Below are 10,564 nucleotides of genomic sequence, written 5' to 3' on the forward strand. Positions count from 1 at the left end.
GACGTTCTCCAGCGCCGGCCCGATGGCCTTGGAGAACCGCTGCTCGTCGGAGAGCTCGGTGACCAGGTCCAGGCATAAGTGAGTGCGAAAGCCGGTTGGAGCCGGTCTACGCACTCACGACCCCCTCGACGGAACGGAACAGCCGATGCCTGAAGTGAGCACTGCACCTTCCCTCTCCGCGCTGTACGCGAAGGCCGTCGCGACCGGCCCGGTGCGCCGCGGCGACCAGCTGCCGGACACCGAGTACGTGCGGCGGGACATCGCGATCGACCGCGACCACCTCGCCGAGTACGACCGGGTGTGCGGGTTCGGGCTGCGCGACGAGCTGCCGATCACCTACCCGCACGTGCTGTCCTTCGGCCTGTCGGTGCGGCTGATGACCGATCCCGGATTCCCGTTCCCGCTGGTCGGATTGGTGCACGTGGCCAACAGCATCCAGCAGGAGCGTCCGCTGCTGGTGACCGACGAGCTGACCCAGCGGGTGCGCCTGGCCGACCTGCGCCCGCACCCGAAGGGCCAGCAGTTCGACGTGATCACCGAGACCGAGGTCTCCGGCGAGGTGGTGTGGCGGGAGACCAGCACCTACCTGCGCCGGGGCGGCGGGAAGTCCGAGGACTCGACCGGACAGCGCACTGCCGACCTGGCGGGGGAGCCGACGGCGACGTGGCGGGTGCCCGGCGACACCGGACGCCGGTACGCGGCGGTGTCGGGCGACCACAACCCGATCCACCTGAACTCCTTGGCGGCCAAGGCCTTCGGCTTCCCCCGGGCGATCGCCCACGGCATGTGGTCCCAAGCCCGCTGCCTCGCGGCCTTCGCGGAGCGCCTCCCCGATCAGTGCGCAGTGGACGTCGAGTTCCGCAAGCCGCTACTGCTCCCCTCCACAGTGGACTTCGCAGCCCACCGCGAGCAGTCCGACTGGGCCTTCGCCCTCCGCTCCTGCTCAGGCAAACCCCACCTCCTCGGCTCGGTCCGCTGACCAGACCTCGTGAGCGCGCAGCAGGGTTCGAGCACTGCTGCGCGCTCACGACCGGATCGGGTCAGGACTTCGGGGTCCAGGAGCGGCCTTCGACGAGGTCGCCGAAGCCCATCCAGACCATGTTCATCAGGCGCATCGCCATGCCTTCGGCGGTGTGCTCCGGGTTGCCGAACCACCACTCCACCAGCGCCTCGCCGGCTCCGACGAGCGCCGCCGCGAACGGCTCGGTCTGCTCCGCCTGCATCGGCTGCGCCGAGCCCTCAGTCGCGCGCGCCAGCAGCGCCGCGATCAGACTCGTCGCCCGCTCTCGCCACTCCGAGAGCTCAGCGACGAACGGTTCACCCTGGGCGTTGGCCCGCCGGTACAGCACCGCCCAGCCCGCCTGGTTGGCCTGCACGTACTCGAAGAACACCAGCAGGCCGCGCCACAGCTGCTCGGCCGGGTTCAGCCCGGCTTCCACCGCGGTGCCGATGGCCTCGATCAGCCGCTCGGCCTCGCGCCGGATGCAGGCGACGAACAGTTCGTCCTTGGTGCCGAGGTAGGCGTAGAGCATCGGCTTGGAGATGCCCGCGACCTCGGAGATCTCATCCATCGACGCGGCGTGGAAGCCGTGCGCGGCGAACACCTCCACCGCGGCGTCCAGGATCTGCCGCTCGCGGACCGCCCTGGGCAGGCGTCGCGATCGGGGGCGGCCGTTGTCCTGAACCATGTCACCTCTCAGCTGGTCCCTGCTCCCGGTCAGGCTAGATCAAAACTGGTCGTCGCAGGTCGCTTGCCTTCGAATCTACTCGAACGTAGTCTTACTCGCGAGTAGGTAAGCGCGTTGGAGGTGGCAACGATGCCAGAGACCGATCCGGTCGTCGCACTCGGCGAGGTCGACCCGAAGAAGATCAGCAAGGACGAGTTCGTCGCTCTGCTGGAAGCCGCCTCCGAGATCGCCGGCAACGACGAGGTGGACCTCAGCGCGCTGCGCCCGGAGCAGTTCGCGCGGCTGATCTCGCGCGCCTCGGACGAGCAGCTCGACGCCGTGATGGCCCGCCCGGAACTGCGCGAAGGCATCCTCGACGAGGTCTTCCGGCGGATGGGCGAGCACTACAAGGCCGGCAAGGCCGAAGCCGTGGTGCGCTGGCGGATCGGCACCGACGAGGACCTGCTGCGCTACGAGTGCGTGCTGGCCGACGGCAAGTGCGAGGTCAGCAAAGACCCGCAGCTCGAGCCGCGAGTGACCATCACCGTCGCACCGGCCGAGTTCCTCAAGCTGGCCTCCAGCAACGCGTCCGCTCCGATGCTGTTCATGAAGGGCAAGCTCAAGGTGGCTGGCGACCTCGGTTTCGCCGCCGGTTTGACCAAGCTCTTCCAGATCCCCAAGGCCTGACAGAAGCAGTTTCCAAGCTCATTTTGCGCAGCGGTGCCGGTAGCGGCGCAAGCGTCAAGGCTGGGCTGAGCGGCTATGCCGCTTCAGAGACGAAGAACAGACCAACTCCGACACCGAGACGACCTCGCAGAGAAACGGAAGACGATGACTTTTTCCCTGGAGCTGAGCGAGGAGCAGCAGGAGCTGCGGGACTGGGTGCACGGCTTCGCCGAGAAGACCATCCGCCCAGCCGCGCGCGAGTGGGACGAGCGCGAGGAAACCCCGTGGCCGATCATCCAGGAAGCGGCCAAGATCGGCCTCTACGGCTTCGAAACGCTGGCCACGTTCTGGGCCGATGACACCGGTCTGTCGCTGCCGATCGCCAACGAAGAGCTGTTCTGGGGCGACGGCGGCATCGGCATGGCGATCTTCGGCACCACCCTCGCGGTGGCCGGGATCTTCGCCGCGGGCACCCCCGACCAGCTGGCCGAATGGGTCCCGCAGTGCTACGGCGACGTCGACGACCCGAAGGTGGCAGCGTTCTGCTCGTCGGAGCCCGAGGCCGGTTCCGACGTCTCGGCGATGCGCACCCGCGCGGTCTACGACGAGGCCACCGACGAGTGGGTGCTCAACGGCCAGAAGGCGTGGGCGACCAACGGCGGCATCGCCAACGTCCACGTGGTGCAGGCGGTCGTGGACCCGGAGCTGGGTTCGCGCGGCCAGGCGGCCTTCGTGGTCCCGCCGGGCACCAAGGGCATGGAATCCCCCAGCAAGATCAAGAAGCACGGTCTGCGCGCTTCGCACACCGCCGACGTGTTCCTGGACGACGTGCGCGTCCCGGGCAGCTGCCTGCTGGGCGGCAAGGAGAAGCTGGACGAGCGCCTGGCCCGGTCCCGCGAGGGCACCAAGGCCAGCTCGCAGGCGGCGATGAAGACCTTCGAGCTCTCTCGCCCCGCAGTCGGAGCGCAGGCCATCGGCATCGCGCGCGCGGCTTACGAGACGGCGCTGGAGTACGCGCAGGAGCGCAAGACCTTCGGCCGGCCGATCATCGAGAACCAGTCGATCGCCTTCACCCTGGCGGACATGCGGATGGAGATCGACGCGGCCCGCCTCCTGGTGTGGCGCGCGGCCTGGCTGGGCCGCAACGGCGGCTTCACCGCAGGTGAGGGCTCGATGTCCAAGCTCAAGGCGGGCCGGGTGGCCACCTGGGCGACGGAGCGGGCGATCCAGATCCTCGGCGGCAACGGCTACACCCGGGAGTTCCCGGTGGAGCGGATGCACCGCGACGCCAAGATCTACGACATCTTCGAAGGCACCGAGCAGATCCAGCAGCTGGTGGTGGCCAGGGCGATCTCCGGGCGGCACATCGCCTGATCCCTCGTACTCGCGGCCCCGGCCTGGCTGGTCGGGGCCGCTCGAGGCTGGGGCCGCAGACACCCATGATCACCGTCTCTCTTCGGGGGAACCCGGAGCGCCGTCGCCCCAGTGCATCGATGGTCAACGCCCGAGCCCTACCACTACTGGGTGATTAGTCCGATTGAGTGGGTTACGCACCGCTTGGGCGCCCAACTTCCGCGTCGGACGCGCCGGACCGTGTCGAATTGGGCAGGAAGACCAACCGATGGTGCGCGGTTGTCGGCCGCCAATCACTCTGCAGCGGAAAACGCAGGTCGCCGGCAGTAGTCTCCGAAGCGGAAGAGCCCACCAAATCGGACTATCGGGCGATCTTCGAGCCCGTCCCCACCCGATGGAGTGGCGCTCGCCACGGTGCGGAATTGCACAAACCGTTCGCAGGTTGAAGTGTTGGGAGGCACCATTTCGTGGGCCCTTGCATCGGTCGGATCCGGGTAAGTGCACCATGGGCGTTCGTCCGAATGGATGAATGTGGACGCGGACCGCATCACCAGCTGGGCCGGTGTGCGTCACAACGACGCAGCGCGGGACTGAAAGCGATGCTCAGGCTGTGCTGCCGTACGAGCTCAGCGGGGAGGGCTCGCAACGGGCGCGGCGAGCAGCAGCGCTGCTGGCCGCCCGGCCAGAGCTTCGAGAGTGAACGGGAGGGCGAAGCGGTGAAGAAGACCACCCCTGACCTGGAGACACCCATCTTCCGGGAACTGAACAAAGAACTCGGCGCACTGCCGGAGATCGACATCCACGACTTCGACCAGCACGCGTTCGACTTCCTCCGCGAGTACGACGCTCAGGCTCAGGAAGAGACCAGCTCCGAAGCGGCCGCCGAGCCGGTCGCTGCTGCCTCAGCTGCCTCGGGCTCCAAGTCCAAGTCCGGCTCCCGCCGCGGTGGTCGCCGCCGCAAGGGCGACTGACCTCCCGCCGAGCCCCGGGAACGGCTCGGCCACAGATCCGCGAGAACGGCCTGCTCGCCTCGTCCAACGAAGTGGGCGGGCCGTTTTCGCTCTTCGCCGGTCGCTGTCAGTGACGGGTGTCACCATGGCCCGCATGTCGACTTGGCAGGAGTTCACCGAAGAAGTCCCGGAAATGGCCGCGCAGATCCGCGCGCGGTTGGAAGCGTCTCAGCACCACGTGCTGGCCACACTGCGGCGTGATGGTTCGCCGCGAGTGAGCGGCACTGAGGTCGCCTGGCGTGGCCCTGACCTGGTGCTCGGATCGATGCCGCAGTCCCGCAAGGCCGTCGATCTGCAGCGGGACGCCCGTTTCGCGCTGCACGCCAACCCCGGCACCCCGGAGGACATGGCGGGCGGAGTGGACGTGAAGCTGGCGGGCCGGGCTGAGGAGGTCACCGGCGACGAGCAGCGCGCCTGGGTCGAGGAGGTCAAGCCGCCCTCGCCGGGGTCCCACCTGTTCCGCCTGGACATCACCGAGGTCACCACAACGGGCGTGTCCGAGGACCAGACCCACCTGGTCATCACCACGTGGACCCCGACCGGCGGCACCAAGATCTTCAAGCGCACCTGATAGGGCGTTTCCGCAGGCAGATGCCCGTGAGCACTTTGGGCTGCCACAGCGACCCGAAGTGCTCACGGGTGAATCAGTAGGTGATCGCCATGGCCGGGTTCGCGAGGAGGGCGCCCACGTCCGCGAGGAACTGGGAGCCCTGCTGGCCGTCGACCACGCGGTGGTCGAAGCTCAGCGCCAGCTGGCAGACCTTCCGCGGCACCACCTGGCCGTCGACCACCCACGGCATGTCGCGGACCGCGCCGAGCGCGAGGATCGCCGATTCACCGGGGTTGAGGATCGGGGTTCCGGTGTCGACGCCGAAGACGCCCACGTTGGTGATCGTGAACGTGCCGCCCACCATGTCCGCCGGAGTCGTCCTGCCCTCCCGCGCGGTGGCGGTCAGCTGCTCCAGCGCCTGCGCCAGCTCCTTCAGGGACTTCTGGTCGGCGTCTCGGACCTTGGGCACCACCAGGCCGCGCGGCGTGGCCGCCGCGATGCCCAGGTGCACGTAGTCCTTGTAGACGATCTCGCCGGCCGCTTCGTCCCAGGTGGCGTTGACGTCCGGGGTCCGGCGGGCCGCCAGGCAGACCGCCTTCGCCGCGAAGGCCAGCGGGGTGACCTTGACGTCGCGGAACTCCGGGTGCGTCTTGAGCTGCTCGCGCAGTTCCATCATCGGCGTGACGTCGATGGTCAGGAACTCGGTGACGTGCGGGGCGGTGAACGCGCTGTTCACCATCGCCTGCGCGGTCGCCTTGCGAACGCCCTTGATCGGCACTCGACGCTCGCGCGCACCGGGCTCAGCGACCGGAGCGGCCGTGACCGGCGGAGCACCCGCTGCGGACTGCACGTCCTCGCGGGTGATCACGCCGCCCGAGCCGGATCCGGTCAGCCCGGTCAGGTCCACGCCGAGGTCCTTGGCCAGCTTGCGCACCGGCGGCTTGGCCAGCGGCACGTAACCACCCGCCTGAGCTGCGGGTTTGACCTCCGGCTCGGGCTTCGGCGGCGCCTCGACGGCGGCCGCCGCGGGCTGCGCCGTCTGTCCCTTGCGGGGACGACGCTTCGCGCTGGTCGTGCGCGGACCGTAGCCGACCAGCGTGGCGATGCGCCCGTTGGACTCCTCGCCGATCTTGCCGCCGCTCGCAGCAGGTTCCGCGGTCGCCGATCCGCCCATGTCGATCGCGATGATCGGCGAACCGACCTCCACGGTCTGGCCCGGCTCGGCGAGCAGCTCGCGCACCGTCCCCGCCCACGGGCAGGGCAGCTCGACCGAGGCCTTGGCGGTCTCGATCTCCACGATCACCTGGTTGACGGTGACCGCCTCACCGGGCTTGACGCGCCAGCCCAGGATCTCCGCCTCGGTCAGCCCCTCGCCGACGTCAGGCAGCGGAAATTGCTTGATCGTCATCGAACAACTCCTTGGTCCTTGAAGCGGCGAAGCCGCTTAGCCCACCTCCGCGAAGTGACCACCGGCGGGTTCTCATTCCGCTACGGGACCACCTGCGCAGAGTGAGTCCCTCTGAAAAGTCTCAGTACGCCAACGAGCGGTCGACTGCGTCCAGCACCCGGTCGAGGTCGGGCAGGTAGCCATCCTCGAGCTTGCTCGGCGGGTACGGGGTGTCGAACCCGGTCACGCGCAGCACCGGCGCCTCCAGCGAGTAGAAGCACTCCTGCTGCACCCGGGCGGTGACCTCCGAGGTGACCGACGACTCCCCGGGCGCCTCGCTGACCAGCACCAACCGGCCGGTGCGGCGCACCGACTCGAACACCGGTCCCAGGTCCAGCGGGGACAGCGAGCGCAGGTCGACGACCTCCAGCTCGGTGCCGTCCTCGGCGGCCGCGGTCGCGGCGTCCAGGCAGGTGCGCACCATCGGGCCGTAGGTGGCCACGGTGACCGCGGAGCCCGGCCGCACCACCCGCGAGGTGAACAGCGGCGCCGGCGAAGTCGCCGGGTCGAGCTCGGCCTTCTCGTAGTAGCGGCGCTTCGGCTCGAAGAACAGCACCGGGTCGTCGCACTCGATGGCCTGCTGCAACATCCAGTAGGCGTCCACCGGGTTGGCGCAGGACACCACCTTCAGCCCCGCGACGTGCGCGAACAGCGACTCCGGCGACTCCGAGTGGTGCTCGACCGCGCCGATGCCGCCGCCGAAGGGCACCCGCACCACGATCGGCATCTTCACCCTGCCCTGGCTGCGGAAGTGCAGCTTGGACAGCTGGGAGACGATCTGGTCGAAGCCGGGGAAGATGAACCCGTCGAACTGGATCTCGCACACCGGGCGGAAGCCGCGGATGGCCAGCCCGACGGCGGTGCCGATGATCCCGGACTCGGCCAGCGGGGTGTCCAGCACGCGGTGCTCGCCGAAGTCCTTCTGCAGGCCGTCGGTGATCCGGAAGACACCACCGAGCTTGCCGACATCCTCGCCCATGATCAGGACTTTCGGGTCGCGCTCCAGCGAGGCGCGCAGACCCATGTTCAGGGCTTTGGCGATCGTGACGGTCTGGGTGCCCGCCGTTGCGGTCGGGCGTTCCAGTGCGGGCGCGGCCATCAGCGCACACCTCCTGCCATGGCTTCGTCGGCGAATCCGGCCAGGTACTGCAGGTAAGCCTCCCGCTGCGCGGTCACCTGCGGGCTCTCCTCGGCGTAGACCTCGGAGAACATCCGCTCCGGTGGTGGCTCTGGCATGTTGAAGCAGAAGTCGCGCAGCCGGGCGGCGAGCTCGTCGGCCTCGGCGTCGACGCTGTCGAAGAAGTCCTGCTCGACGCCCTGGTCGCGGACCAGGTGCACCCGCAGGCGCTCGATCGGGTCCTTGAGCTTCCACGCCTCCTGCTCGTCGGCGAGCCGGTAGCGGGTCGGGTCGTCGGAGGTGGTGTGCGCGTCCATCCGGTAGGTGAACGCCTCGATCAGCACCGGGCCGTTGCCCTGGCGGCACTCGTCCATCGCCCAGCGGCTGACCGCCAGGCTGGCGAGCACGTCGTTGCCGTCCACCCGGATGCCGGGGAAGCCGTAGCCGCTGGCGCGCTGGTACAGCGGGACGCGGGTCTGGCGCTCGAGCGGCTCGGAGATGGCCCACTGGTTGTTCTGGCAGAAGAACACCACCGGGGCGTCGTAGACCGCCGACCAGACCATGGCCTCGTGCACGTCGCCCTGGCTGGTGGCGCCGTCGCCGAAGAAGACCATGGTGGCCTCGCCGCCCTGGTCACCGACCTTGCCCTCGAAGCGCTGGCCCATCGCGTAGCCGGTGGCGTTCAGGCACTGGTTGCCGATGACGATGGTGTAGAGGTGGAACCCGGTGCTGAGGGGATCCCAGCTGCCGTGGTCGGTGCCGCGGAAAATGCCCAGCAGCTCCGTCGGGTCGATACCGCGGCACCAGGCGACGCCGTGCTCGCGGTAGCTGGGGAACGCCATGTCCTGCGACTGCAGCGCCCGGCCCGCCCCGATCTGGGCGGCTTCCTGGCCGAGCAGCGGGACCCAGATGCCCAGCTGGCCCTGCCGCTGCAGCGCGTTTCCCTCCCGGTCAGCGCGACGGACCAGCACCATGTCCCGGTACAGGTCGCGCAGCTGCGCGGTGGAGATGTCCAGGTCGAAGTCGGGGTGCTCGACCCGCTGACCTTCAGGGGTGAGGAGCTGTACTAGGTCAGCTCCACCTTCGCTCGTGGCGCGCAAACCGGCGATCACCTGCTCCCGTGTGGGTTTCGCTGCGGTAGCGGCAGGGGGGCCGGTGGTGCCTTCGGTTTCCGGTCGCGTCCATTGCTCGGGGGACATGCGTGATCTCCTCGTGTCGCGCCGGACCACGTCGCTTGTGGCGTCGTGGCCGACAGCCCTGGCCGTACCACCGGCGACCTGGTGGGTCGCCCGGGTGCGCGACCGGGGCAGTTGGATCGCTCCCCGCCATCCTGGCACGAAATCCGCCCGATCAGTGAGCCCTGCCACAGAAGGCGAACCTGACCGCGGCGCGACCGGCCTGCCCTCTGCGGATCACCGTAGTTCGCCGATGATCAGGACGAATCCGCAGGTCATCGAAGTAATGGAGGTCCGACTAACGATTTATGGACCATCGCAGTGCCGATATTGCGAGCCACCCCGAAAGATCCTTCCGGCTCGTTGTCCGTTTTGTTGCATTGATCGACATCTGCTCCTCGGGGAAGGGCCAGCACCGTGGGTGGTCCCGAAGCACGGCGCGCGGGGTACCCGCCGCCCAACCAGGCCGGTGACCTCGACGAGTTCGCGCGCATCATCGAGACGCTCGGCAAGGCGCTGACCCGGCAGTAGTGCGACAAACTGGACAGGTGGGCGAGTACGCGAACCTGCTGACGCTGCCGGACGAGTTCGCACTGCTGCTGCACAAGCCCAACGGGTCGCACTACGTCAGCGCGAACCCGAACACCGCCACCGCAGCGGCCGAAATCAGCGAGCTGGTCCTGCGCGGGCGGATGGCCCCGCACGGCACCGCGATCCAGCTGCTCGACGCCGCGTCCTGCGGTCAGCCGTGGATGGACGAGCTGCTCGCGGATTTCCAGCAGGCGGCCGGGCACGACAACCGCCCGGTGGAGCTGAGCTGGTGGCTACCGATGCGCACCACCGCATTTCTCACGCACCGATCCGTCCTGGTCGGCCGCGGAGTCCTGCGCCTGGAACGGCGGAAGTTCCTCGGCTTCCTCCCCGACGACCGCTACCACCCGGACCGAGCCATCCGCACCGCTCTGCTGACCGAACTGCACGCCCTGGCGCGCGACGGACTACCGATCGACGGACGCCTGGCACTGCTGGGAACCCTGGTCCACCGCAGCGGCCTGGTCTACGCCCTCGACTTCGACCGCGACCAACGCACGCGCCTGAAATCCCTCGCCAACCGCGAAGACCTCGGCGACGACGTGACCCCAGCGGTCACCGCCGCCATCCTCGCCATGACCACCCTCCCCACCGCCATCGTCCTGGCCGACGGCTGATCGCTCCAGCAGCTCCACAGTTTCAATTGAAACTGTGATCCGCCGTGGCTGGGATTTACAGTTTCAATTGAAACTGTGGTTCCCCGGACACGGAACCCCGAACATCGCCCGGAACTTCGGACATCCTGGGACTTCGGACGTTGCCGGACGACGGGCGTTTCGTCGGGGAGTCGGTCGACATGTGGTCGGTGTGTCGGGGCCGGACACACCGACGCCTATCAACAGGTCTGGGTGTCCGTGGAGAACTCGTGCGATTCCAATGGAAATTGGACGTCTGATTTCCATTGAGGTGATCTCAGTGGTTTATGTGTAGCCGTGTTCGTGGTGGGTGAGCACGAGTGCGGCTTGGACGATGTCGCCGGTTTTGCGGG

10 protein-coding genes are annotated in these 10,564 nt (G+C 68.4%); 6 read left to right on the forward strand and 4 right to left on the reverse strand.

Translation table 11 applies throughout. From position 1 onward, the window contains the following. The first annotated feature begins 145 nt into the window (after positions 1–145). Positions 146–979, forward strand: a complete 834-nt coding sequence (locus tag ACWCO2_RS36080) for a MaoC family dehydratase (protein ID WP_450132294.1) — start codon at positions 146–148, stop codon at positions 977–979. Positions 980–1,040: 61 nt separating this feature from the next. On the opposite strand, the gene ACWCO2_RS36085 is transcribed toward ACWCO2_RS36080, so the two are convergent. After that, complete coding sequence (locus ACWCO2_RS36085; RefSeq protein WP_450132295.1) at positions 1,041–1,688, reverse strand: TetR/AcrR family transcriptional regulator; 648 nt, start codon at positions 1,686–1,688, stop codon at positions 1,041–1,043. Positions 1,689–1,817: 129 nt separating this feature from the next. On the opposite strand from ACWCO2_RS36085, the gene ACWCO2_RS36090 reads away from it, so the two are divergent. The 4 genes from ACWCO2_RS36090 (at position 1,818) to ACWCO2_RS36105 (ending at position 5,267) form a co-directional block, all read left to right on the forward strand. Beyond that, entirely contained in the window at positions 1,818–2,354 is a 537-nt protein-coding gene (locus ACWCO2_RS36090; protein ID WP_450132296.1) for an SCP2 sterol-binding domain-containing protein, read from the forward strand. Between the two features lie 144 nt (positions 2,355–2,498). Continuing rightward, the gene (locus ACWCO2_RS36095; RefSeq protein ID WP_450132297.1) at positions 2,499–3,707 is read left to right on the forward strand and encodes an acyl-CoA dehydrogenase family protein; all 1,209 of its coding nucleotides are present in this window, start codon (positions 2,499–2,501) and stop codon (positions 3,705–3,707) included. A gap of 695 nt (positions 3,708–4,402) precedes the next feature. After that, entirely contained in the window at positions 4,403–4,657 is a 255-nt protein-coding gene (locus ACWCO2_RS36100) for a hypothetical protein (protein WP_450132298.1), read from the forward strand. Positions 4,658–4,790: 133 nt separating this feature from the next. Next, on the forward strand, positions 4,791–5,267 hold the full coding sequence (locus ACWCO2_RS36105) for a pyridoxamine 5'-phosphate oxidase family protein (RefSeq protein WP_450132299.1): 477 nt from the start codon (positions 4,791–4,793) through the stop codon (positions 5,265–5,267). Positions 5,268–5,340: 73 nt separating this feature from the next. Here the strand turns inward: ACWCO2_RS36105 and ACWCO2_RS36110 are convergent, their stop codons facing one another. The 3 genes from ACWCO2_RS36110 to pdhA form a co-directional block, all read right to left on the reverse strand. Then, a complete protein-coding gene (locus ACWCO2_RS36110; protein WP_450132300.1) occupies positions 5,341–6,654 on the reverse strand; it encodes a dihydrolipoamide acetyltransferase family protein in 1,314 nt (437 codons plus the stop codon). Positions 6,655–6,775: 121 nt separating this feature from the next. Beyond that, a complete protein-coding gene (locus ACWCO2_RS36115) occupies positions 6,776–7,792 on the reverse strand; it encodes an alpha-ketoacid dehydrogenase subunit beta (RefSeq protein WP_450132301.1) in 1,017 nt (338 codons plus the stop codon). Then, positions 7,792–9,009 carry a pyruvate dehydrogenase (acetyl-transferring) E1 component subunit alpha gene (pdhA, locus tag ACWCO2_RS36120; protein ID WP_450132302.1) on the reverse strand — a complete coding sequence of 406 codons (1,218 nt, stop codon included), beginning with the start codon at positions 9,007–9,009 and terminating at the stop codon, positions 7,792–7,794. The genes ACWCO2_RS36115 and pdhA overlap by 1 nt, the downstream gene beginning before the upstream one ends. A gap of 524 nt (positions 9,010–9,533) precedes the next feature. Here pdhA and ACWCO2_RS36125 point away from each other — a divergent pair. Further along, positions 9,534–10,193, forward strand: a complete 660-nt coding sequence (locus ACWCO2_RS36125; RefSeq protein WP_450132303.1) for a GOLPH3/VPS74 family protein — start codon at positions 9,534–9,536, stop codon at positions 10,191–10,193. Positions 10,194–10,564: the final 371 nt, after the last annotated feature.

The sequence above is a fragment of the Saccharopolyspora sp. NPDC002376 genome (assembly GCF_053593195.1).

Bases quoted from the DNA above. Each gene is read 5' to 3' on its own strand.
- ACWCO2_RS36080 (WP_450132294.1), top strand. From the start codon at position 146: ATGCCTGAAGTGAGCACTGCACCTTCCCTCTCCGCGCTGTACGCGAAG.
- ACWCO2_RS36085 (WP_450132295.1), bottom strand. From the start codon at position 1,688: ATGGTTCAGGACAACGGCCGCCCCCGATCGCGACGCCTGCCCAGGGCG.
- ACWCO2_RS36090 (WP_450132296.1), top strand. From the start codon at position 1,818: ATGCCAGAGACCGATCCGGTCGTCGCACTCGGCGAGGTCGACCCGAAG.
- ACWCO2_RS36095 (WP_450132297.1), top strand. From the start codon at position 2,499: ATGACTTTTTCCCTGGAGCTGAGCGAGGAGCAGCAGGAGCTGCGGGAC.
- ACWCO2_RS36105 (WP_450132299.1), top strand. From the start codon at position 4,791: ATGTCGACTTGGCAGGAGTTCACCGAAGAAGTCCCGGAAATGGCCGCG.
- ACWCO2_RS36110 (WP_450132300.1), bottom strand. From the start codon at position 6,654: ATGACGATCAAGCAATTTCCGCTGCCTGACGTCGGCGAGGGGCTGACC.
- ACWCO2_RS36115 (WP_450132301.1), bottom strand. From the start codon at position 7,792: ATGGCCGCGCCCGCACTGGAACGCCCGACCGCAACGGCGGGCACCCAG.
- pdhA (WP_450132302.1), bottom strand. From the start codon at position 9,009: ATGTCCCCCGAGCAATGGACGCGACCGGAAACCGAAGGCACCACCGGC.